Source organism: Micromonospora sp. NPDC000668, from assembly GCF_042897975.1.
In the GTDB taxonomy this organism is placed as follows: domain Bacteria; phylum Actinomycetota; class Actinomycetes; order Mycobacteriales; family Micromonosporaceae; genus Micromonospora.
Window position 1 is genome coordinate 1,286,646 of sequence record NZ_JBIAYP010000002.1, and the last position, 17,322, is coordinate 1,303,967.

The 17,322-nt window shown below is 72.1% G+C and carries 15 protein-coding genes and 1 pseudogene; 1 reads left to right on the plus strand and 15 read right to left on the minus strand.

The window, feature by feature from the left end:
• Positions 1-74: 74 nt before the first annotated feature.
• The 10 genes and pseudogenes from ACFY29_RS15570 to ACFY29_RS15615 form a co-directional block, all read right to left on the minus strand.
• Complete coding sequence (locus ACFY29_RS15570) at positions 75-1,748, minus strand: cation acetate symporter (RefSeq protein ID WP_328421847.1); 1,674 nt, start codon at positions 1,746-1,748, stop codon at positions 75-77.
• Positions 1,726-2,091, minus strand: a complete 366-nt coding sequence (locus ACFY29_RS15575) for a DUF485 domain-containing protein (RefSeq protein WP_386986379.1) — start codon at positions 2,089-2,091, stop codon at positions 1,726-1,728. The genes ACFY29_RS15570 and ACFY29_RS15575 overlap by 23 nt, the downstream gene beginning before the upstream one ends.
• A gap of 186 nt (positions 2,092-2,277) precedes the next feature.
• Positions 2,278-2,817: pseudogene (locus ACFY29_RS15580) on the minus strand (flavin reductase family protein); the annotation flags it as partial.
• Positions 2,818-2,869: 52 nt separating this feature from the next.
• Complete coding sequence (locus ACFY29_RS15585) at positions 2,870-4,504, minus strand: ABC transporter permease (RefSeq protein ID WP_386986811.1); 1,635 nt, start codon at positions 4,502-4,504, stop codon at positions 2,870-2,872.
• A gap of 53 nt (positions 4,505-4,557) precedes the next feature.
• Positions 4,558-5,322, minus strand: coding sequence for an ABC transporter ATP-binding protein (locus ACFY29_RS15590; protein ID WP_328421843.1), 765 nt, complete (start codon positions 5,320-5,322; stop codon positions 4,558-4,560).
• Between the two features lie 83 nt (positions 5,323-5,405).
• Positions 5,406-7,046: a cation acetate symporter gene (locus tag ACFY29_RS15595; protein ID WP_355601271.1), complete on the minus strand. Its 1,641-nt coding sequence runs from the start codon at positions 7,044-7,046 to the stop codon at positions 5,406-5,408.
• A 1-nt stretch (position 7,047) separates the two neighbouring features.
• Positions 7,048-7,461, minus strand: coding sequence for a hypothetical protein (locus ACFY29_RS15600; protein WP_328421838.1), 414 nt, complete (start codon positions 7,459-7,461; stop codon positions 7,048-7,050).
• Between the two features lie 44 nt (positions 7,462-7,505).
• Positions 7,506-9,593, minus strand: coding sequence for a DUF4153 domain-containing protein (locus tag ACFY29_RS15605; protein ID WP_386986385.1), 2,088 nt, complete (start codon positions 9,591-9,593; stop codon positions 7,506-7,508).
• Positions 9,590-10,648: an ATP-binding protein gene (locus tag ACFY29_RS15610; protein ID WP_386986813.1), complete on the minus strand. Its 1,059-nt coding sequence runs from the start codon at positions 10,646-10,648 to the stop codon at positions 9,590-9,592. Before ACFY29_RS15610 ends, ACFY29_RS15605 begins: the two co-directional genes overlap by 4 nt.
• Before the next feature lie 20 nt (positions 10,649-10,668).
• Positions 10,669-11,346, minus strand: a complete 678-nt coding sequence (locus tag ACFY29_RS15615) for a response regulator transcription factor (protein ID WP_355601277.1) — start codon at positions 11,344-11,346, stop codon at positions 10,669-10,671.
• Positions 11,347-11,477: 131 nt separating this feature from the next.
• Between ACFY29_RS15615 and ACFY29_RS15620 the strand changes: the two genes are divergently transcribed.
• On the plus strand, positions 11,478-11,708 hold the full coding sequence (locus tag ACFY29_RS15620; RefSeq protein ID WP_386986389.1) for a Uma2 family endonuclease: 231 nt from the start codon (positions 11,478-11,480) through the stop codon (positions 11,706-11,708).
• A gap of 85 nt (positions 11,709-11,793) precedes the next feature.
• On the opposite strand, the gene ACFY29_RS15625 is transcribed toward ACFY29_RS15620, so the two are convergent.
• The 5 genes from ACFY29_RS15625 to ACFY29_RS15645 all read right to left on the minus strand — a co-directional run bounded on the left by ACFY29_RS15625 (position 11,794) and on the right by ACFY29_RS15645 (position 17,268).
• On the minus strand, positions 11,794-12,456 hold the full coding sequence (locus ACFY29_RS15625; protein WP_386986392.1) for a DUF5701 family protein: 663 nt from the start codon (positions 12,454-12,456) through the stop codon (positions 11,794-11,796).
• A gap of 65 nt (positions 12,457-12,521) precedes the next feature.
• The gene (locus ACFY29_RS15630; RefSeq protein WP_203148278.1) at positions 12,522-13,283 is read right to left on the minus strand and encodes a LytTR family DNA-binding domain-containing protein; all 762 of its coding nucleotides are present in this window, start codon (positions 13,281-13,283) and stop codon (positions 12,522-12,524) included.
• Between the two features lie 23 nt (positions 13,284-13,306).
• Positions 13,307-14,533, minus strand: coding sequence for a histidine kinase (locus ACFY29_RS15635; protein ID WP_328421826.1), 1,227 nt, complete (start codon positions 14,531-14,533; stop codon positions 13,307-13,309).
• Between the two features lie 38 nt (positions 14,534-14,571).
• Positions 14,572-16,143 (minus strand): sugar transferase, encoded by a 1,572-nt coding sequence (locus ACFY29_RS15640; protein WP_386986817.1) that lies wholly within the window; start codon positions 16,141-16,143, stop codon positions 14,572-14,574.
• 264 nt (positions 16,144-16,407) lie between these two features.
• Complete coding sequence (locus ACFY29_RS15645) at positions 16,408-17,268, minus strand: DNA-formamidopyrimidine glycosylase family protein (protein ID WP_328421824.1); 861 nt, start codon at positions 17,266-17,268, stop codon at positions 16,408-16,410.
• Between the last annotated feature and the right edge of the window lie 54 nt (positions 17,269-17,322).

Here is a 17,322-nt window from a genome sequence, read left to right on the forward strand (position 1 = left end):
TCCCCGGAATTGCGGAAGGGCCCCCTGTTGACGCCTGGCCTCGTACAGGGGGCCCTTCTTCACAGGTGCCGCGGTCAGTGGGCGCCGGCGCCGGTGAGGGCGCGTACCTCCAGCTCCGCGTACTTCTCCTCGTCGTGCTCCTTGGAGATGAGCGTGCCGATCCACCCGCAGAGGAAGCCGAACGGGATGGAGATGATGCCCGGGTTGGACAGCGGGAACCACTGCCAGTCGTGATCCGGGAACATCGAGGTGGCCGCGCCGGAGACCACCGGCGAGAAGAACACCAGCAGTACGGCCGAGAGCAGACCGCCGTAGATCGCCCAGACCGCGCCGGAGGTGTTGAACCGCCGCCAGAACAGGCTGTAGAGGATCGCCGGCAGGTTGCCCGAGGCGGCGACCGCGAAGGCCAGCGCCACCAGGAACGCCACGTTCAGGTTCTGCGCGTAGATCGACAAGGCGATCGAGACCGCGCCGATCACCAGGGCGGAGATCCGGGCAACCCGTACCTCCTGTCGCTCCGACGCCTCGCCCCTCTTCATGACATTCGCGTAGAAGTCATGCGCCAGGCTGGACGACGATGCCAGGGTCAACCCGGCGACCACCGCCAGGATGGTGGCGAAGGCGACCGCCGCGATGATCGCCAGCAGGGCCGCCCCACCGAGATCGCCGCCGAGGAAGTCGATGCCGAGCGCCTCGGCCAACTGTGGCGCGGCGGTGTTGCCGGCCTTGTCCTGCGCGGTGATCGCCTCGCTCCCGACCAGCGCTGCGGCGCCGAAGCCGAGGGCCAGGGTGAGCAGGTAGAAGGTGCCGATGATGCCGATCGCCCAGAGCACGCTCTTCCGCGCCGCCTTCGCGGTCGGCACGGTGTAGAAGCGGATCAGGATGTGCGGCAGGCCGGCGGTGCCGAGCACCAGGGCGATGCCGAGGGAGAGCAGGTCGACCTTGTTGTAGAAGGTCTGTGTGGCGTTGCCGGCCACCTCGACGCCGTAGCGCAACCCTGGTTCGAGGAACGCGCTGCCCTTGCCGGAGGAGGCTGCGGCGTCACCGAGCAGCGAGGACAGGTTGAACTTGTACTTCGCCAGCACCAGCAGGGTCATCACCAGCGCGCCGCCCATCAGCAGGAACGCCTTGACGATCTGCACGTAGGTGGTGCCCTTCATGCCGCCCACGGTGACGTAGATGATCATCAGGGCGCCGACCATGATGATGGTGGCCACCTTGGCGGTGGCCGCGTCCATGCCGAGGAAGGTCGTCCCCGGCCGGATGCCGAGCAGCAGCGCGACCAGCGCGCCGGCACCCACCATCTGAGCCAGCAGGTAGAAGATCGACACCGTGATGGTGGAGACCGCCGCCGCCGTACGCACCGGACGCTGACGCATCCGGAAGGCCAGCACGTCCGCCATCGTGTAGCGGCCCGAGTTACGCAGCAGCTCCGCGACCAGCAGCAGGGCTACCAGCCAGGCGACCAGGAAGCCGATCGAGTAGAGGAAGCCGTCGTAGCCGTAGAGCGCGATGATGCCGGCGATGCCGAGGAACGAGGCGGCCGACATGTAGTCGCCACCGATCGCCATGCCGTTCTGGAAACCGGAGAAGGACCGGCCACCCGCGTAGAAGTCGGTCGCCGTCTTGGTCTGCCGGCTGGCCCAGATGGTGATGGCCAGGGTGACCGCCACGAAGACCAGGAAGAGCGTGATGGTCAGGTTGCGGGCGGTGTGGTTGCCCGCCTCAGCCGCGAGGACCATGCTCATGGGTCACCTCCCCGATCTCGGCGCGGATCCGGTCGGCGACCGGGTCGATCTTCCGGTCGGCGTACCGGGAGTAGAGCCAGGCGATCACGAACGTGGAGACGAACTGGAGCAGGCCGAAGATCAGCGCGACGTTGATGTTGCTGCCGAACAGCTTCGTGCCCATGAAGTCCCGGGCGTACGCGGAGAGAATGACGTAGAGCGCGTACCACAGGAAGAACGCGACGGTCATCGGGAAGACGAAGCCGCGCAGCGCGCGCCGCAGCCCGGCGAACTCGTCCGACCGTTGTACGGCCAGATACTTGTCCGGTTGGGAAGCGGTCGGCGCGGGTGTGTCCGTGGACATCTGTGGATCACCACCTTCACAGGCGTCGGGGGAGTTTCGCGCACCGTAGAGAGCGCGCTCCCTGCCGGGGAAGGGCGAGATCGATGCCGGTCGGCGAGTGCGCCGAGCGGTTGGCTGGCTGCGCCGAGTGACCCAGGTCACTCCGGTGACCGGTGGGTCGACGCGGTCAGCCGCCGGGCCGGCTGGTCAGCCCGGCAGCTCGTGGTAGCGACCGCGGTAGTGCAGCAGCGGGGAGCCATCCTCGGCCAGGTCGACCGCCTCGATCGTGGCCTCCACCAGCAGTGCCCACCCGCATTCCCGGGCGGTGTCCAGCCGGCACCCGGCCCACCCGCCAGCGTCGGAGGGGACCGGCCCGTACGGCGTGTCGAGCCAGGAACCGGTGGCGAAGAGCCCACCCGGAGCGGGGAAGAGGCCGGCGAACCGGTCGGCGAGCTGCCGGTGCGGCGGGCCGAGCGGCGCCACCGCGAACCGGCCGGCCTCCTCCACAGCGGCCCACAGGTCGGACTCGGGGTCGATCAGCCCGAGCAGCCGGTCCGGCTCACCCTCGGCGACGAGAGTGGACGAGACGGTCAGCCCGGCTGGGCCGGGCGCCGTCCAGAGGGTCACCGGCGCGGCGAGCCGACCGCGCAGCCGGCGTACCGGCGATCGCTGCCCGGCCGGCACCGCGAACGGGTCGGTGTGGTGGATCTCGGCACCCGGATCATGATTCACGTGAAACATTGTGACCCCGCCACCCCACGTCGAGCGGGAGAGCCGGCCGTTCCGCCCGGCCTCGTGCTCAGCGGCGCGGGGTGACGGTGGCCAGCAGCTCCGGCTGCCGGCGGTCCAGCACGTCGCCGGCCAGATACGCGCCCAACAACGCCGCGCCCAACCCGTACGCCGCACCGACCGGCAGGGCCAACCAGAGCCACACGTCGCCGAGCAGCGCCGCGGCCACCACCATCGGCACCGCGACGACTGCCGAGATGACCATGGCCAGCAGGGTGAGCAGGCCCTTCGCGATACCCGCACCGCTGTTCATCGCGAACGGGTTGCTCGTCTCCGGCAGCGAGTACGCCCCGAGCACCGAGACGAAGCTGTTCACTGCCAGCCCGGCACCGTAGGTGGCGGCCAGGCTGCCGGCCGTCAGGCCGATCCAGCCCGGGCGGCCGAGCACCACCGACAGGACCACCGCGACGACCGCCAGCATCGGCAGCACGTACAGCGAGAAGGCCGTCATCCGGGCGCGCAGCTCCACCCGGCCGGGCACCCCGGCCACCACGTTCACGGCGTACGCGCTGCCGTCGAAGCCGAACTGGTTGGCCAGGGTGACCGAGGCGAGCACGCCGACGAAGAGCATGGAGAGGGTGACCAGGACCGGTGAGCTGTCGGCGGCACTCGTCGTCAGACCCTGCTCGTCCTCGACCGCGAACCCCGCGCCACCAAGGTTGATCATCACCGGCACGAAGATGCCGACCACCGCGATCGTGATCAGGTTGGCCCGGCGTCGGGCGTCCCGCCACCAGTAGCGGGCCTCCCGGGCGACCAGTGCCCCGAACCGGTCCCGACGGGCCCAGCCGGCGACCCGGGGAAACAGTTGGGCGACCGCGCCAGCGGTGATGTCGCGCTGGGCGGGGGCCTTACCGGCGCTCACTGCCCCCACCATCGCCGACTCCAGCGACCGCGACCACCAGGCCAGCAGGGCACCGAGCGCCACCACCGTGATCAGCAGCTTGAGCGGAGCGGCCCAGACCCGGCCCTGGGCCACGTCGATGCCGGCGGTCCACGGCGCGCCGAACGGGGTCCAGCCGATCACGGTCGCCACCCCGGTCAGCCGTGTCCAGTCCGTCTCCCGCAGCGCGGCGAGGCCGAAGACCTGCAACGGGCCGAGCAGCGCGGCGACCACCGCCAGCAGCACGGCCGCCAGGTCACGCACGCGGCGGGACCGCAGCATGGTGGCGAAGGCGCTGGTCACCGCCCGGCTGGCGGCCACGCAGAGCAGCAGTCCACCGATCACGCCGAGCACGGCCACCAGACCGGCGGACCAACCACCCAGCGCCCAGGCGGTGAGCACCAGCCCGAACGACGCGATCAGCACCGCCAGCACCGGCACGCTGATCAGAGCCGCGGCGAAGAGGCCGGTGACCAGCGTGCGTCGGGACAGCGGCAGCAGCGCGAACCGGGCCGGGTCCAGCGTCTCGTCCACCCCGAAGAAGACCAGCGGCATGAGCAGCCAGCCGAGCACCAGCAGACCGCCACCGGCCGCCGCGATCAGCACCGCGTACCGGCCGTTGTCCGTCAAGCCGGGCACCGCGAAGAGGAAGAAGCCAGCGGCGGCGAACCAGAGCCCGACCAGTGCACCGCCGATGAACAGCGCGACCCGCCAGCCCTGCCCCCGGAAGTTGTTGCCCATCACCCGCAGCTTGAGCCGCATGAAGTGCCGGGCGGAGACGGTCCGGACCGGCCCGGCGGGTACGGCGGCGGCGCTCACTGGGAGAGCCACGACAGCTCCTCACCGGTCGCGGTGCGCCCGCCGACCACCTCGACGAAGACCTGTTCCAGCGATCGGTCACCGCGTACCTCGGCGATCGTGCCGACCCGCTTGATGGTGCCTGCGGCGAGGATCGCCACGTGCGAGCAGAGTCGCTCGACGACCTCCATCACGTGACTGGAGAAGACCACCGTGCCGCCGCCGGCCGCGTACCGGGTGAGGATGTCCCGGATCAGAGCGGCGGAGACCGGGTCGACCGCCTCGAACGGCTCGTCCAGCACCAGCACCCGGGGGCCGTGCAGCAACGCACACGCCAGGCCGATCTTCTTCTTCATGCCCGCCGAGTAGTCCACCACAAGCGTCCGCCCGGCGTCGCCGAGCGCCAGCACGTCCAGCAGCTCCGCGGCCCGCTGGTCGACGACCGTCGGGTCCATTCCGCGCAACAGCCCGTTGTACGCCAGCAGCTCCGCCCCGGTCAGCCGGTCGAACAGCCGCACCCCGTCGGGCATCACGCCGAGCAGCCGCTTGGCGGCGATCGGGTCCCGCCACACGTCGTGGCCGAGCACCCAGGCCAAGCCGGCGTCCGGCCGCAGCAGCCCGACCGCCATCGACAGGGTGGTGGTCTTGCCGGCGCCGTTCGGGCCGAGTAGGCCGTAGAAGGAACCGGCGGGAACGTCGAGGTCGACGCCGGCCACCGCGATCGTGCCGTCGAACCGCTTGGCCAGGCCACGCAGTGCGAGCGCGGGTTGCTCACCAGTCATGAGCCGACGCTATCGGTCGATCGCCAATTCTGGGCTCCGGCGGTGGGTGGACCCGTCGTCATCCCCGAGGCGGACGGCCGTCCTCACAAGCGGAGGGCTTCGGGGGTGTGCAGGCGGAGCATGGTGGCAGCGACGTCGGCGGGGGCCCGTCGACGTGTCGCCATCGACACCGCGACCATCACCGTGAAGGCCAGTGGCACCGTCCAGGCGGCCGGCTGCGCGATGAGCGTGGCCGGCCAGCCGGACAACGGCGGGCCGAGCACGGTGACCAGCACCGCGCCGATCGCCGCGCCACCGCCGACCAGCACCCCGGCGGCGGCGCCCAGGTCGGTCAGCCCGCGCCACCAGATGCCGAGCACCAGCAGCGGGCAGAAGCTCGACGCGGCGACCGCGAAGGCCAGCCCGACCACCTGCGACACGTCCAACCCGGAGACGTTGAGCGCCAGCACCGCTGGCACGCCACCGGCGATCACCGTGGCCAGCCGGAAGCCGCGCACCGAGCCCCGGCCCAGCACGTCCGTCGAGATCACTCCGGCGACGCTGGTCAGCAACCCGGACGAGGTGGACAGGAAGGCCGCGAACGCGCCCGCCGCGACCAGCGCGGCGAGCAACCGCCCGGTCAGCCCGTCGCCGAGGGCCGCGCCGGGCAGCAGCACCACCACGGCGTCGGTCTGCCCACTGACCAGCAACTGCGGGGTGTAGATGCGACCGAGCACCCCGTACAGGGTGGGCAGCAGATAGAAAGCGCCGACCAGGGCCAGCACCACCAGGGTGGTCCGGCGTGCCGCCGCGCCGTCGGGGTTGGTGTAGAAGCGGACCAGCACGTGCGGCAGGCCCATGGTGCCCAGGAAGGTGGCCAGGATCAGCGAGTACGTGGCGAACAGGCCCCGGTCGTCGTCGCCGGCGGTGCTCGGCAGCAACCAGTCATTGGCGTCGGTAGCCACCCCGGACACCTCCGGCACCGGGTCACCGGCAGCGAAGGTCAACTCATCGCCGGGGCGTACCTCCCGGATCTCGCCGTCGGGCAGCGTGAGGGTCGCGCGGTGCTCGACCACGACGGTGGTCGCGGCCCGGAACGTCGGCCCGTCGGGCGGGGTCACCGCGGGCCGGCCGTCGGCCTGCCACTGCAACGCCAAGAAGATCACCGGTACGGCGAGCGCGGTCAGCTTGAGCCAGTACTGGAACGCCTGGACGAAGGTGATCGCCCGCATCCCACCGAGCGCCACGTTCGCGGTGACCACGCCGGCCACCAGCAGGGCACCGAGTGGGTACGGGGAGCCGGCCACCGTGGCCAGGGTGAGCCCGGCGCCCTGCAACTGCGGCACCAGGTAGAGCCAGCCGATGAAGATCACGAAGGCCGTGGCCAGGATGCGCAGCCGGCGGGAGCCCAGCCGCAGCTCGCAGAAGTCGGGCAGGGTGAACGCGCCGGAACGGCGCAACGGCGCGGCCACGAAGAGCAGCAGGGCCAGGTAGCCGGCGGCGAACCCGACCGGATACCAGAGCACGTCCACGCCGTACTTGAGGACCAGGCCGGCGATGCCGAGGAAGCTCGCCGCCGACAGGTACTCCCCGCCGATGGCGGCGGCGTTCCAGGTCGGGCTGATCGCCCGGGAAGCGACCAGGAAATCGGAGGTCGTCCGGGCCAGCCGTAGCCCGTAGAAGCCGATCCCGACGGTGACCAGGGTGACCGCGACGATTGCCGGGACCACGTAGTCGTTGGCCACCTCAGCGCTCCGGCCGCTGCACCAGGTCGGTGAAGTCCTGTTCGTTGCGTTCGGCCAGCCGCACGTACGCCCAGCCCACGCCGATCAGGAACGGGAAGGAGGCCACACCGAGCAGCAGCCAGGGCAGGTTGACGCCGGCGACGGTGGTCCGGCCGAGCGACGGTGCGATGGCGAACAGCCAGGGCAGCCCGCCGAGCCCGATCGCCACCACCAGCGAGAGCCGCAGCGCCAGCGCGAGCTGGGCCCGGACCAGGCCGCGGACCAACGCCTCGCCGACCTGGGTCTGCTGAGCCAGCTCGGCGCGGGTCCGCTCGGCACGAGTGTCCTGCCGGGTGATGTCGGCCAGCACGATCCGGGTCCGCCGGGGCGGCGGTACCGCACCGCCCGACCTGACGTCAGGAAGTTGCTTGGCCACCCCGGCAGTCTCGCCCGCCCTGCGCGATTGTCAAGCGGTCGCGGTCACCAGCGCCGTAGATCGGGACAGTCGGTCACGCTGGCGGTCGCCGGGGTCGGGCCGAGCTCCCGCCGGGCCCGTTCCCGGCCGAGGTTCGCGGCCCAGAGGCCGTCCCGGGGCAACTCGGCGGCGATCTCCCGCAACGCGCACGACCGCATCGGTTCGGGCAGCCGGTCCAGTGCCGGTACGGCGTCGGCCGAGAGCCGGGAGAGGTAACCGACGTCCAACCGGCCGGTCTCCAGGTACCGGTCGACGTTCCGGTCGGCGATCAGCCGGTCCGGGTTGACCACCGCCAGCCCGAGCAGAGCCAGCACCGCCGTGCCGATCACCAGCCGGGGCAGCCAGTCGGCTCGCATCCGTACCACGGCCACCCCGACCAGGACGAAGAGCAGCCCGAGCCAGAGTTCGACGGTCGCCACGACGAGCCGCAGCCGGGTGGCACCGTACGCGTCGGCGTAGACCTGCATCCGGTAGAGCGCGGAGGCGACGACGACCAGACTGAGCGCGGCAAGCGTGCCGAGCAGCACGCGGACCAACAGCCGGTCGGCCCTCGTGGACCGTGGTGCCCGCCGGGCGGCGATCGCGATCACCAGCAGGGTGAGCGCGGTGACGGCGAGCAGTTGCCAGAACCCACCGCGGGCGTACTGGGCGTAGGTGAGCCCGGCCGTACGCAGCACGTGCCCCGCGCCGCCGAAGAACACCGTCAGCTGGACCGACACGAAGGCGGCGAAGAGGGCGTCGAGCAGCACCAGTGGCAGGGTCCACTCCAGCCGGTGCGCCGGTCGGGTCGGTGCCGCCCGCAGCCCTTCCAGGTTGGGTGGGCGGCTGACCAGGTACGCGCCGCCGAGCAGGCCCAGGCCGATCAGCAGCAGACGGGCCAGCCAGCCGACGCCACCGCCCAGTGCGATGTCCGGCAGCAGACCCGCGACCAGGTCGGCGAAGACCGCGTCGGCGGAGGAAAAGAGCAGACCGAACAGTGTCAGGAGCCCGGCCGAGACCGCGAGGCTGGTCAGGAGGCGTCCGACCCCGGGGCCGGCCGGGCGGGTGCGGCGCAGCCCGCGTGCCGCCCAGGGGAGCGCCCGTACCGTGGCGGCGGGCGGCAGCGTCGCGGCCACCAGCATCCCGAACGGGCTTCGCCCGCCGGTCACCGCGAGCGTCGCGGTGACCGCGGCGGCGATCAGGCAGAGCGCGAAGAGCCAGCCGGCGGCCCGGACCGAGCCGACCGCGACCAGTGCGACGGTCGCGGCGGCCCAGACGGCCCCCGCCACCCGCCCCGGTGCCCCCGTGGCACCGGGACGGGCGACCGCCGCCGCAGCTGTCGTGACCGATCCGGAGGTGGTGGGCGGCGCTGTGGTGGGCGGTGGTGCGGCTGTCGTGGTCGGCCCGGAGGTGGTGGGCGGCGCTGTGGTCACGGTGGCGGGTGCCGTCGGCGACTCGGCGGTGGTGGGCGGCGCTGCGGTGGTCGATGGTGCGGATGTCGTGGCCGGACCGGGAGTGTTGGGCGGCACTGCGGTCACGGTGGCGGATGCGGTCGGCGACTCGGCGGTGGTGGGCGGCGCTGCGGGTGTCGGGGCAGGCGTGAGGGTCGCGGTCGGGCCGGGGGGTGTGGGCGGAGCGGTCGTGGGTGCTGGTGGCGTGGTGGCGGTGACCGGGGTGGTCGTGGCCGCGTCGGGTGGGGCGGTCGTGGCCCGCGCCGCCGAACCGCCGGAGCTGGTCTGTCGCGGTATTTCCGCCCGCAGCGACGTCCTGGGTCGGATGACGCTGGCGGTGACGAGGGCGACGGTGGCGGCCAGCGCGGCCACCAGCCAGCCGACGCCGGGGCGAACCACCGACAGCGTCGAGGCACCGATCGCCGCGGCCGCCGTCAGCGCGGCCAGGACCACCGGGCGGGCGGCGCCGGACGGCCCCGGCCAACGACGTTCGAGCAGCGAGGGTGGCCGGGGCGTGACCGGCGGTGCGGGCCAGGGTTGGGGCCGGCCGGCCGTTGGCGGGGGGAGCGCCGGGCCGGGGCCGAACCAGGGCTGGCCGGGCCTGCCCGGAACGGGAGGTCGCGGGTCGCCGGCCGGGACGTGGGTGCTGCCAGGGCTGGTCATGCGGCCTCTTCTCGGTATGGCCCGTCGCTGGGGATGGTGACCTGGATGCGACAGCCGGGCTGGGTGCCTCCGGTCTGTTCGGCGGGATCGAGGACCCGGATCCGGCCGCCGTGCAGTTCGACGACCCACCGGGCGATCGCCAGGCCGAGGCCGGTCCCGCCGCCGGCCGCCCGATCGCCACGGGTGAACCGTTCGAACACCCGGGAGCGCTCCGCCGGTGGGATCCCCTGGCCCTCGTCGCTCACCTCGAAGCGAAGCTGGCCGGCGTGTTCCTCTGCGCTCACCCGCACTGTGCCGCCGGGCGGGCTGTGCCGCGCCGCGTTGTCGAGCAGGTTCGCGAACACCTGGTGCAGCCGCCACGGGTCGGCGTGCACGGTCAGCGGCACCGCCAGCTCGCGGAGCCGGAAGCGCACGTCCAGCCCCGCGCCGCAAGCGCTCGCGGTGGCGTGCTCCACCGCCTCGTCGAGGAAGTCCCCCACGTCGATGCGGACCCGCCGCAGTGGGACCACCCCGGCATCGAGGCGGGACAGGTCGAGCAGGTCGGCGACGAGGTGTCCGAGTCGCTCGGTCTGGGACAGCGCCGAGCGCAGCGCCGCGGGTTCGGGTGCGGCCACCCCGTCCACCATGTTCTCCAGCACGCCCTGCAACGCGGTGATCGGCGTACGCAACTCGTGCGAGACGTTCGCGATCAGCTCTCGTCGGCGCTGGTCCGAGGCGTGCAGGTCCTCGGCCATCTTGTTGAACGCCTGAGCCAGCTCGCCGACCTCGTCGCGGGAGGTGGCGCGTACGCGGCGGGTGTAGTCACCGCGGGCCATCGCGCCGGCCGCCGCCGTCATCTCCCGCAGCGGCGAGGTCATCCCGTGGGCGAGCACCTGCGAGGTGAGCAGGGCGACGGCTATGGCGGTCGCCGAGGTCACCGGCGGCGGCCAACCGATGCCGTACGAGAAGTACGCCAGCCCGGCCGCGCCGGAGGCGACCAGCAGTACGCCCAGTTTCAGCTTGATCGAGCGCACCGGATCCAGCGGGCGGGGCAGCAGTTCCAACACCCGGTCCAGGCGAGCGAGCAGGACGGCGCTCAGGACGACACCTCCAGTGCGTAGCCGACTCCGTGCACGGTGCGGATGAGGTCGGCGCCCAGCTTCCGGCGTAGCGCCTTGACGTGGCTGTCCACCGTGCGGGTGCCGCTCCCCTCGGCCCACCCCCAGACGTCGGCGAGCAGCCGCTCCCGGGGGAGGACGGTGCGGGGCCGCCCGGCGAGGTGGACCAGCAGGTCGAACTCGGTCGGCGTGAGGTGTACGTCCGCGCCGGCCCGACGGACCCGCCGCTCGGCCTCGTTGATCTCAATGTCGCCGAGGTGGATGGCGGGTGGTGCGGGCGCGGCGGCCCGTTCCACCCGGCGCAGCAGGACGTGCACCCGGGCGGCCAGCTCCCGCATCGAGAACGGCTTGGTGAGGTAGTCGTCCGCACCGACCGCGAGCCCCACCAGCAGATCGGTCTCGTCGTCCCGCGCGGTGAGCATCAGCACCGGCACCGGCCGGACGGCCTGGATCCGCCGGCACACCTCCAGGCCGTCGAAGCCGGGCAGCATCACGTCGAGGACGACGAGATCCGGCTGTCCGGTGCGGAACTGCTCGACCGCGCTGGGGCCGTCCGCCGCGATCTCCACCGCGAAGCCCTCGGCGCGGAGTCGGGCGGCGACCGACTCGGCGATGGTTCGTTCGTCCTCGACCACCAGTACCCGGCGTTGCCTCATAGGCCCTGACTGTAGGGAGCCGGCGTGGAGATCGGTGGGTGGCGTTGTGAACAACCTGTGGAGAACGGGTCACGCCTGTGGATAACTCGGTGGACATGCCGGCCGGCCTCCGCGAACACCCGAGGTTCGTTGTGGACGACCGACCGAGCTGTCAGGGTGGGCCGGTAGAGAGGAGGTGTGACGGTGACGAACCCTGCGCGGCCGGCATTCCCCTCTACTGGCTGGTGGAACCCCGCAAGCAGACCTTGACCGTGCTGGTCAACGGCTCGGGCGGTTACCGCGAGCAGGCGGTTCTCCTCGGCGAGGTCTACCGCACCGAGCAGCCGTTTCCCCTCGCCCTTCCGCTGGCCGACATCTTCTGACCGGGTAACTCGGCTTCATGCCTGGTCGCCAGCAATGGCTACGGACCGGACGGCCATCCTCCATGGACTCGGCGCACCCTGGCGGTCACTCCAGGCCGATGCGCTCCGGCCGGGCCGAGGCGGAGCCGAGCCAGGTGTGCGGGTTGCCGTACCAGCACCAGCCGAGCTTCGGCGCGCCCTGGCTGATCCAGAGCGCCGGCACCCGCTTGTCGCCGCACCGGGAGCCGACCAGCGAGAAGCACCTGTTGCTGGCCAGCGAGGCCGGGTGCAGCGTGATGAAGGCGAGCCCTTCGTCGATGGTGAGCGGCAGCCGACCCTGGGCGGTCATTCCCTCCATGGCAGTGGCGGGCGGCAGGTTACGGAACTCCTCGCCCCGGTCGACGTCGAAGAGCAGGTACGCCGGCCCGGCCGGCACCTCCAACTCCTTGATCGGGTCGAAGCGCGGCAGGTCGTCCTCGGCGTAGTGCCGGTCGAGAATGCCGGGCTTGCGCTTTCCGGCCAGGGTGGTGAGCTCCAGCCGGGCCTCCACCCCGACCAGGTCCCGCGTGGTGACCAGCAGGAACGGCACCCGGGCGTCGGTGGGCGCGGGCAGGCCGGTGGCGCCCTCGACCGCCTTGGCTCGCAGCGGTGCGACCAGGTCGCGGAAGGCGGCCTCGGGCAGTTCGGCGAGGGCGGGGTAGACCAGCTCAACCAGTCGGTCGAGTTGGCGGTCGAACTCGGTCTCGGCGTCGAACGGAGTCTCGGTCACGGCGGCCTCCCGGAAGTCGTACGGACTAGCGTACAACGTACGAGAGAGGCCGTCCCATTCCCGAATCAGCGACTCCAGTCCTGCTTCGCGGCCCTGACCAGCTTGTCCTTCAACTCCCGGGTGTGCCGGCGACTCACCGGCAGCTCGGTCGAGTCGATCACCACCACATAGCCGGAGTTGACCAGCCGCAGCTCCGCGATCAACTTCAACTGCACCAGATACGACCGGTGCACCCGGACGAAACCGGCGTCAGCCCAGCGCTCCGCCAACGTGGCCAGCGAGACCCGCACCAGGTGCGACCCCTCCGCAGTGTGCAACCGGGCGTAGTCCCCCTGCGCCTCCACCCACCGCACCGCCGAGCGGGGAAGCATCCGGGTGGTGCCGGCCAACTCGATCGGGATGGTCGGGTCCTCCTCCGCCCGGGCCAGCGCCGCCGGATGCGACGGCACCACCCGCGAGCCGATCACCCGGCGCAGTGACTCGGCCAGCCGCTCGGCACGGACCGGTTTGCGTACATAGTCGGTGGCCCCCAGGTCGAAGGCATCCACCGCGCCGTCGTCGTACGCGGTGACGAACACGATCGCCGGTGGCCGGGCGAACCGGCGCAGCACCCGGGCCAGCTCCATGCCGTCCAGCCCGGGCATCCGGATGTCCAGGAAGACCACGTCGACGTCACCGTCGCGGAGCAGCCGCAGCGCCTCGGTGGCGTCCCCGGCGGTGTGCAGGCGGGCCACCCGGGGGTCAGCCCGCAGGTGGTACGCCAGCTCGTCGAGCGCCGGCGGCTCGTCGTCCACCGCCAGTACGCGGAGAAATCCGGACGCGTTCACCACAGCCGACCCGGGTCGCTCGCTCACGATCCGGCCCGTACGCCCGGGTGGAACTTCGGCACCCGCATGCTCACCTTGGTGCCCGAGCCCAACCCGGTCTCCACGACCAGGCCGAACCGGTCCCCGAAGACCGACCGCATTCGCTCGTCGACGTTGGAGAGGCCGACGTGCTGGCCCGGGTCGTCGCCCGGGTCGCCGGTACTGCGGGCCAGCTCGGCGATGCCGGCGGTCAGCGTGGTCGGATCCATTCCCACCCCGTCGTCCTCCACGGTGATGTGGCATTCGGCGCCCGCGTCCCGGGCCTCGATGCTCACCATGCCCGTGCCCGGCTTGCGGGACAACCCGTGCCGGACCGCGTTCTCCACCAGTGGTTGCAGGCAGAGGAACGGCAGCGTCACCGGCAGCACCTCCGGGGCGATCTGCAGCCGCACCTGCAACCGGTCGCCGAACCGGGCCCGCTCGATGGTCAGGTAGCGGTCGATCGACCGCAGCTCCTCGGCCAGCGTGGTGAACTCCCCGTGCGCCCGGAACGAGTACCGGGTGAACTCCGCGAACTCCAGGATCAGCTCCCGGGCCCGCTCCGGGTCGGTGCGGACGAACGAGCCGATCGCGGTCAGCGCGTTGTAGATGAAGTGCGGGCTGATCTGCGCCCGCAGCGCCCGGATCTCGGCCCGCGCCAGCCGCTCCCGCGACGAGTCCAGCTCGGCCAGGGCGAGCTGGTTGCCGGCCCAGTGCGCGGTCTCCAGGGTGGCCTGCACCAGCCCGGGCGCCGGCGGACTGTCGGCGATGGCCACCAGCGCGCCCACCACCCGGCCGTCCGCGCCGTGCAGCGGCGCGACGACCGCCCCCCGGACCGGGCAGTCGACCCGGTCGCAGCTCAGCTCGTGCTCACCGAGCACCGTCGAGCGCCCGGTGTCCATCACCCGCCGGGCCGCCGTGAGCAGTTGCTCGCCGTGGTGCGCGCCGCGCCCGTCGAGGGCGAGCACCTCGTCGGCGTCGGTGAGCGCCAGCCCGGCCGCGCCCACCAGAGCGCGCAGATGGCGTACGGCCTTCGCCGCGCCCGCCGCGCTCAGCCCTGCCCGCAGTGGCTCGGCCGCCAGCCCGGCGGTGTGCAGCACCTCATAGGTGGCGCGCTGGGTGGCGGTGGCGATGCCCCGGCGAGCGCGCAGCCGCAGTACGGCCAACAGCGCCGCGGTCAGCGCGGTGACCAGCGAGACGACGCCGACGACGGCGGAAAGGTTGCCACCCACGCAGCGATCCTGGCCCCTCCGGCCCGGCGCGCCAACCCCTAGTACGCGCCCTTGCGGGCGAGCACCACTCCGACGGTGCGCCACAGGATGCTCAGGTCGTACGCCAGCGACCAGTTGTCGACGTAGTAGAGGTCCAGGCGGACGGCCTCGTCCCAGGACAGGTCGGAGCGGCCGGAGACCTGCCACAGGCCGGTCATGCCGGGGCGGACCAGCAGTCGGCGGCGTACGTCGCCCAGGAAGTCGCCGTCGTCGGCCGGCAACGGGCGGGGCCCGACCAGCGACATCTCACCCCAGAGCACGTTGATCAGCTGCGGCAGCTCGTCCAGCGACGAGGCCCGCAGGAAGCGGCCCACCGGGAAGACCCGCGGGTCCTGCTTCATCTTGAACATCATGCCGTCGGTCTCGTTCCGGTCGACCAGGCTGGCCAGCCGATCCTCGGCGTCGACGTACATGGTCCGGAACTTCCACACCCGGAACGTGCGTCCCTCGTGGCCCACCCGGGGTTGGCGGAAGAAGACCGGCCCGGGGTCGGAGATCCGGATCGCCAGGGCGACGGCCAGGAAGAGCGGGACCAGCAGTAGCAGGCCGAGGCCGGCGGCGACCCGGTCCATCAGGTTCTTGGCCAGCAGCGCCGGCCCGGAGAGGGTCGGTTCCTCGACGTACAGCAGGGGCAGGCCCTCGATCGGCCGGATGTGCACCCGGGGGCCGGCGATGTCGGTCAGCTGTGGGGCGACCACCAGGTCGACCCCGGAGCCCTCCAGCTGCCAGGCCAGTCGACGCAGCTCGCCCGGCTCGGCGCTGGCCGACCCGCAGACCGCGATGGTGTCCCCGCCGACCTCCCGGACGAGGGCCAGGACGTCCCGGCCGGCGTGCACCGGCACCGGGGTCGGCATCCCCCGGGCCGCCGCATAGCCGTCGGTGATGTGGATGGCGACCGGCACCAGCCCGGCGGCCGGGCTGCGGGTGACCGCCGCGTAGACCTCCAGGCACTCCGGCAGGGTGCCGACCAGGACCATCCGGTGTGCGGCCTGCCCGGCCCGTCGGCGGATGTAATGCAGCGCCCAGCGGGCCACGAACCGGCCCCACAGGATGAGCAGCAGCGCCCCGAGCAGGGCCGTGCCGACCGTCCACCGGGACAGCGAGGTCTTGGTGGCGAAGGCGAGGAAGGAGACGCTGGCCGCGACGGTGACCCCGGCCCGGATCACCCGCTTGAACTCGTCGGGCCCGAGCCCCAGATAGCGCCGGTCGTACGCCCGGTTGCTCCAGAGGGTGACCACCCAGCCGAGCGGCAGCAGCAGGTAGGAGACGGTGTGGAACCAGGTCGGGTCCTGCTGGGTGCCGCTGAAACCGGAGGCGGCCTGGTCGAAGAGCTGGATCGCGATCCAGCTGGCGAACGCCGCTGAGGCGAAGTCGAGCAGCAGGAGGATCGCCGTGTAGGGGCGGTGCCAGCGGGAGACACGGCGTCGCGCCCTGGCCCATGCCGACCGCGGGACACCGTTGTGCGACGGCGGTGTCGGCGGCTGGATCTCGAAGCTGTCGACGTGCCGCACGAGTCTGCTCCGGCCTTCGTTGGTTACCGGGCGCTGGAGGCTTGCCGTCACCTCACCCATGTCCTCCCGCATGACACGTGCCGCTCACTCGCAGTGAGGGCCCGGGTCGCCCACCGTCCCAGTCTCCCACGCGGGCTCCGACCGGTCGCTGCCCCGTAGGAGATTGGCGACCGATGGTGCCGGCGGGATCTGGCCGGCTCCGCACCATTTCAGAAGCCGGGGACCGGGCCACTATACCGATGGATGCGCGTGTGGCGAGAACGGTGGACCGGAGCTTCGGCTCAGTCGGGCTGATTCCGCTCCGTAGTCGGCGAGTGGAATTACTCACCGTACGAGTCGAGACAACCGTCGGTCAGCGAGCGGCTTGCCGCCGGTCTGGCAGGTCGGGCAGTACTGGAGGCTGGAGTCGGCGAACGACACCTCCCGCACGGTGTCCCCGCACACCGGGCACGGCAGCCCGGTGCGGGCGTGCACCTTCAGCCCGGAGCGCTTCTCGCCCTTCAGCTCCGCGGCCCGCTGGCCGAGGGAGCGCTCGACCGCGTCACCGAGCACCTGCCGGGTGGCCGCGTGCAGGGTGGCGAGCTGGTCGTCGGTGAGCCGGTCGGTGATCGCGAACGGGGACAGCTTCGCCGCGTGCAGGATCTCGTCGGAGTACGCGTTGCCGACCCCGGACAGCACCGACTGGTCGGTCAGCACCCCCTTGACCTGCCCACGCCGGCTGCGCAGCCGCTCGGCGAAGGTGGGCAGGTCCGCGGCGAGCGCGTCCGGGCCCAGCTTGGCCACCCCGGGCACCGCCGCCGGGTCGGTGACCAGGTACGCGGCGAGCTTCTTCTGCGTGCCGGCCTCGGTGAGGTCGAACCCGGAGCCGTCGTCGAGGCGGACCCGCACCGCGATCGGCCCCTTGCCTGGGCGCAGCGGGGTGGTGGCCGGGAACGCCTCCCGGTAGTGCAGCCAGCCTGCCCTGGCCAGGTGGACCAACAGGTGCAGGTCGCCCTCGAACAGCACGTCGAGGAACTTGCCGTGCCGGCGGGCGTCGACCACCGCCCGACCGGCGACCGCGGCCGGTGCCGGGTCGTACGTCTTCAGGGCGCTGATCGCGGCGATCTCCAGCCGGTCGACACGCCGCCCCACCGCGCGCTGCCGCAGGTAACCCGCGAGCGCCTCAACCTCCGGTAGTTCGGGCACGACACAACGGTAGCCTTCTTTCCGGTGAGCGCGAGGAATGAGCTTGCGAGTCCC

What these genes read in the sequence shown, in the direction of transcription:
- ACFY29_RS15590 (WP_328421843.1), bottom strand. Translation starts at nt 5,322, where the DNA reads ATGACTGGTGAGCAACCCGCGCTCGCACTGCGTGGCCTGGCCAAGCGG.
- ACFY29_RS15640 (WP_386986817.1), bottom strand. Translation starts at nt 16,143, where the DNA reads ATGGGTGAGGTGACGGCAAGCCTCCAGCGCCCGGTAACCAACGAAGGC.
- ACFY29_RS15605 (WP_386986385.1), bottom strand. Translation starts at nt 9,593, where the DNA reads ATGACCAGCCCTGGCAGCACCCACGTCCCGGCCGGCGACCCGCGACCT.
- ACFY29_RS15585 (WP_386986811.1), bottom strand. Translation starts at nt 4,504, where the DNA reads ATGCGGCTCAAGCTGCGGGTGATGGGCAACAACTTCCGGGGGCAGGGC.
- ACFY29_RS15575 (WP_386986379.1), bottom strand. Translation starts at nt 2,091, where the DNA reads ATGTCCACGGACACACCCGCGCCGACCGCTTCCCAACCGGACAAGTAT.
- ACFY29_RS15615 (WP_355601277.1), bottom strand. Translation starts at nt 11,346, where the DNA reads ATGAGGCAACGCCGGGTACTGGTGGTCGAGGACGAACGAACCATCGCC.
- ACFY29_RS15570 (WP_328421847.1), bottom strand. Translation starts at nt 1,748, where the DNA reads ATGAGCATGGTCCTCGCGGCTGAGGCGGGCAACCACACCGCCCGCAAC.